Below are 5,186 nucleotides of genomic sequence, written 5' to 3'. Positions count from 1 at the left end.
TTTTCACGGATGATATTGTGGTATCGGCTGCAATCATTTTCTTCAAAAAGTCCAATGTTAGATAGCAAAGACACGAAAAAACTGTTCTTTGAATGCCTTTGTAGAGGCCCACTCTTTCTTAGAGGAGCTTTAAGAATTAATTATTGAAAAATTTTATTTTGCTTACTAATAATTTCTAAGTGAGAAGAGCCCTAACCGTTCAATCAGAACGGCACCGTTTCCATTAAGAGCGGACCGATGCGGGGCAAATCTTTCCAACAGGTTGTATATCCCGGGCTCAAACGCGCACGGGACATTTCCCAAGCGTCTTTGCCTAATTTAGAAGCCGCAAAGCAGAGCGTATTTTTACCGTAGCGGGTGTTGATGGAATCCATCAGTTCACAGATGATCTGCTGTTGTTCGGTTTCCGTCTCTTCAAAAAGATCCTTGGTGACAGCGTCTTTCGGAACGACTTCTCCGACATAGACCCCGGCGCGTTTATAGAGGCAGTCTCTGCGGTAAGTTTGATTAAGCAATCGCCGAGCGTAATGAATAATCGTATTGGTATCCGAAATAGGATAAGGAAGGCCAACGCACGGATAAGCGTGTTGCTGGACATCCTGAAGGCGGAAAGGATTCGTGTTCAAAATAATACCGACGGTGTGCGCCACCGTACCTTCGCGACGCAAGGTTCTTCCGCATTCCTGGGCATGGAACGTGACTGCGCCCAGCAAATCGTCTTTGTCGCAGACCAAATGACTGAAGCTGCGGCTCCGCAGGATTTGCTGTCTTTTTGGTTTCACAAGCTCCAGCGGGATACAGGAAGTTCCCTGAAGTTCTCGAACTGTCATGGAAAGCGTAATACCGAACCGATCACGGATGGCTTCCGCATCTGCACGGGCTAAATCCAGAGCGGTACGGATTCCTATCTTGCCGAGATGCTCGGTATAGCGTCTGCCGACGCCCCAAATTTCAGAGACAGGTTCGCAGGCAAGCGCCTTTGCCTGTCTTTGAGGCGTTAAGTCGAGCCAATTGCACACCCCTTTAAGCCCGGCGTAGTGTTTGGCCAAATGGTTGCAGTATTTGGCTAAAGTTTTTGTCGGTGCGATACCGACGCACGTTGGGATGCCGACATCCCTAAATACTTTTTCCTTGATCCGAAAGCCCAACTGGGTTAGGTCAGTACCCAGACCTTCGTAGCCGCTCATGTTGGCGAAGCACTCATCTATGCTATACGGATCAATGCAGTCAACTTGAGAGGCGATAGTGGACATCATGCGCCCGGAGAGATTGGCGTAGAGTTCGTAGTTACTTGAGAAAACGGCGACGTTTTCCCGTATGCAGAATTCTTCGATCTGGAAGTACGGCTGGCACATTTTGATGCCGAGTTTTTTTGCTTCTTTTGATCGAGCGACGACGCATCCGTCATTGTTACTAAGCACTATAACAGGACGGTCAGTTAAGTCCGGACGAAAGACTTTTTCGCAGGAGGCGAAGAAGGAGTTTCCGTCCACCAGCGCGAACACTTGCATACTTAGTTACTTTTAATCGTGTACTTCACAACACCGATAAAGCGCCACTCGTCGTAGTCTTTGGGAAGAATGGGTTTGTAGATGGGGTTTGAGCTTTCCGGAAGCAGACGCAGTCCCTTATCGTCTTTCACATAGCGCTTAACGGTAAATTCGTTGTTAATGCTCATGATGACGATGTCGCCGTTCTTGGGTTCCGGGGAGCGGTCGACGACTAGGAGGTCGCCTTCGTCCATACCGGCTAAGTCCATTGAGTCGCCTGTTACGTAGACGAAGAATGTTGAGGCAGGATTAGCGACTAAGAATGCGTTAAGGTCCAGTGACCTGTCTATATAGCTTTCTGCCGGGGAAGGGAACCCGGCCTGAACGCCGCATTCGTAGACCGGAATGCTTAGATGCGTCGGATTCATGGCCGGAACCAGAATCTGGTCTGTGTCGAGGGTACGAGCAGGTTCTGCGACACATTCAAGTTCACAGCGAAGCCATTTTGCGCCGCCTAACTGCTTGAAAACAGGAACCAGTTCATCTGTAAGGCAAATGGAAACACGTTTTGTATTACCAAGACCTTTTCGGCCGGCACCTTCACGAGCGCCCCCGCGGTTTTCTTTTTTAGTTGTTTTATCCATGATGAAGTAAAAAGAGGAAAAATTTTGAAATAATCATACTATTTCAAAAATCTGTAGTCAATTATTCCCGTTGCTATGAATCAAGGATACCAACCGCTTTAAAAGCCTTAGAATAGTCCTAGACGAACTCCGACCGGTTTTAGTGTCTTCTAGGTCGGCAAAGGTTAGCCCTGCATCAGCAGGGCTTTTCCTTCTAATAATTTTACAATTTTAATTGGTCACCAAACTGGTCACTAAATTCTTCTTTAAGTTGCTATCTATTTGAATTTAAATTAGTTTAAATTCTCCCCCTCTCCGCCAGCCCTTTTTAATTATTCAAATAGTTAGACTCCTTTCTTGAAAAAAGCACCACCAAAAACACCACACTTGGTAGCTATTTTCCTTTTCATCTCTTTAACGGTGAAGTTTTCCTAGCAAAGCGGCGTCGGCTGTGTCTTTGTTTTTGGATTAATTCTTTTGTCTTTAACGCGCTGCAGACATCTTCTTCGCTGGATTCTGTACATTTATCGTCGCATCAATTTAAAAGCAAGTACTCAACAACAAACTCGGTAGCGGTACTGAACTGGCTGGACTAGAAGATTCAAAAATGAGAAAAAAGTCCCGGGAAGATTTTGAACGGCTTCCCGCCTTTTCGTTAGATTTATTCTTTGCATGAAAAATTAATCGAACAATTACGGCAAAAGTTTAGGCCGCACGAATGTCATCCCCACATAAGAGAGGGTATAGCTAATTAGTACGCCCCCGTTTGGACTTGTTTGGCTCTTGTTTAATAATTATCCAAACTCCATCGACGTCATGCCCGTCCACTGCCTAAAGAACCTAAATGTCGGATAAAGGTCACATCCGATTTCTACGGACAGACCTTTAACTGATTCTGCGGTTTTTCTTCAAATCCCGGTATTCCTAGCAATGTAAAGAATAACCGGTCACGTTTCGTCTCCCCGCTTCTTTGTGTAACGGTCCCGGCTTCACTTCTTAGACTCGTCAATTCAATGCAGTCGAACCAATCGATTAAACTTTGCATCGATTGTTTTTTCAGCCATTTAAGCAGGTCGGCGTTCTGATCTTTGTCCTTTTCCGCGAGCTTTTTATCGCTGAGGCTCAGCTCAAGCTTTTCTTTGAGTTCCTTTATCTTCGTGTGCAGGAAGCACTGATATCCAAGCCCAACAAATTGACAGAACATGCGTCCTTTGAGGGTATCTCCGTCCCAGACGCGAGTGCGTGTACCGTCCAATCGATTTTTCGTATCTTTAAAGGCTTCTTCAATTTTTTCTCTGAGACGGTACTTTCTCAAAGCCTCGAAGCAGTCTTCGGCTTTGTTAGAGACAAGGGCAAAGTAGCCGTAATCTTTCCTAGCCTGAGCGTAGGCTTCTTCGTTTATCGCAACTTTGAGCTTACCGCCTCTGCCGAGCCGGCTGATATTGAGATACTTTTCTGCCTTCTTCTGAGCTGATTCACTGAGCTCATCCCACAGGCCTTTTTCAATGTCGTTCTTCAGGGACATAAGATCTGTCGCAAGGCGTTTTTCATCCTCTCCGACTCTCTCGCGATTCAGATAGAGATGCAGGTATAACCGCCTTGTTTCACTGAGAGTATCGCCCTTGACCTCTTCGCCTCTGTTCCTCTGTCTTTGGTAGGTAAACTCAGCATCAACCGGAACCGTAATGCCATGGATGTTGAAGTCCCAAGGGCAAAGGCTTGAGGCGGTTTCCAGTCCGGCCTTGTTTTTCTGGAGGTGGTGGTTAACCCAAGACAGCTCGATAGACGCGGCCGTCAGGAATTTGATGTGTTTGCGCAGCATCTGTCCGATATTGTTCTGGCTGTAATACCCCTTGTCTGTAACGATTTGAGCCTTGGAGATGTTTAAGAACGAGAACTGCTTTAGAGCGTTTTCTATGCCGGAGACATCGGCCAAGTTTCCCGGTCCGCGTGCAAAAGCAATGGGCTGGTGCGTCGCCAAATCGAACAAGGTAAGAAACTTAACGGTATCCAAACCGTCACCGGCCTTATTAAAACCCTGACGGGTTTCTTTGATGTATCGGGAGTATGAAGAGATGGTTGAAGAATCGAAAGCAGCCGCATCCTCTTTATGGCAGCGTTTAGCCCTTGCAAGGAAGTAGTTTTGAACGATGTCTTCGTTTAATCCGAGATATTCAAACAAGTCGTGGTAAACGTCCTTTGAAATCGGCTCGGGATAAGGAGTGGGATGGAGGAACTGCCACTTCTGCATTCTCTGCAGTCTGTCACCCTGATTAGCCAACCAAAACTGAGCAATCGTGTCTACCTTTTTAGCCGAGCCCTCATCCATGCAAGAGAGCAAATCATCGGTAATACCGCTTTGCTCTCCGACCCAGCGCAGAAGCGAAGTCGATCCAACTCTTGAACGTGTAGAGGACTGGGGTTCCGCATCCTCTGTCTTTTTGCGTTTGGGTCTGGTGGGTACGATTTCTCCGTCGGTCGATCCGGCAGGAATCTTGCCGAGCAGTTTTCGGGAAAGTTCTTTGGTCTTTCTCGTCTCCGGAATGTAAATAGTTTGTCTTTCCCAGACGTAAATATCGCCGTTTTTACGCTTTTGCTTCCAAACAGAGGTGGTAGTTTTTCCGGTTATTGGCTTAGACATGATCAGGAACCTTTTAAAATATGCTTATAATTATATTACACATTTTAAAAAGTCAAGAAAAAACCTATTTTTTTCAATAGGTTTTTAAGAAATATTTAGCTGCCTCGCCTCAAGATGTATTTATCCGCCGACTTTTAGGCTTCAAACTTATATTGAGGCAGTTTCCATGATAAGGAATGAATACTCTGCTGTAAGAATTGGGAAGTATTCCACGGAGGGGAGACCAGGGGTAAACCAATTTTGATAATGGTTTCGTTGGCTTGGACTGCTCCAATGGAAAGCACCGAGAAAAGGATTATTAAGATTTTCTTGATGATCAGAATATTCATTAATATACCTGTGTTTAGCCCCTTATATCGTGCAAAGCCCCGATAGACGGGGCTTATAGTAGATTTTCATTTTTTTCTTTTCGTGTTAACTCCTCAAGTTATT

Annotated in this window: 3 protein-coding genes; all 3 read right to left on the bottom strand. The window is 45.7% G+C overall.

Features of this window, described 5'->3' with window-relative positions; genetic code table 11:
• Positions 1-203 precede the first annotated feature (203 nt).
• Positions 204-1,511, bottom strand: a complete 1,308-nt coding sequence (locus ACZND6_RS12640; RefSeq protein WP_300876024.1) for a Y-family DNA polymerase — start codon at positions 1,509-1,511, stop codon at positions 204-206.
• A gap of 2 nt (positions 1,512-1,513) precedes the next feature.
• Positions 1,514-2,134 (bottom strand): LexA family protein, encoded by a 621-nt coding sequence (locus ACZND6_RS12635; RefSeq protein ID WP_204901997.1) that lies wholly within the window; start codon positions 2,132-2,134, stop codon positions 1,514-1,516.
• 850 nt (positions 2,135-2,984) lie between these two features.
• Positions 2,985-4,754: an IS1634 family transposase gene (locus ACZND6_RS12630; RefSeq protein WP_489524764.1), complete on the bottom strand. Its 1,770-nt coding sequence runs from the start codon at positions 4,752-4,754 to the stop codon at positions 2,985-2,987.
• Between the last annotated feature and the right edge of the window lie 432 nt (positions 4,755-5,186).

This window comes from Parasutterella sp. (assembly GCF_057870745.1).
Note: the sequence above shows the minus strand (reverse complement) of the source record. Positions and strands in the feature narration are given on the sequence as shown.

Bases quoted from the DNA above. Each gene is read 5' to 3' on its own strand.
- ACZND6_RS12640 (WP_300876024.1), bottom strand. From the start codon at position 1,511: ATGCAAGTGTTCGCGCTGGTGGACGGAAACTCCTTCTTCGCCTCCTGC.
- ACZND6_RS12635 (WP_204901997.1), bottom strand. From the start codon at position 2,134: ATGGATAAAACAACTAAAAAAGAAAACCGCGGGGGCGCTCGTGAAGGT.
- ACZND6_RS12630 (WP_489524764.1), bottom strand. From the start codon at position 4,754: ATGTCTAAGCCAATAACCGGAAAAACTACCACCTCTGTTTGGAAGCAA.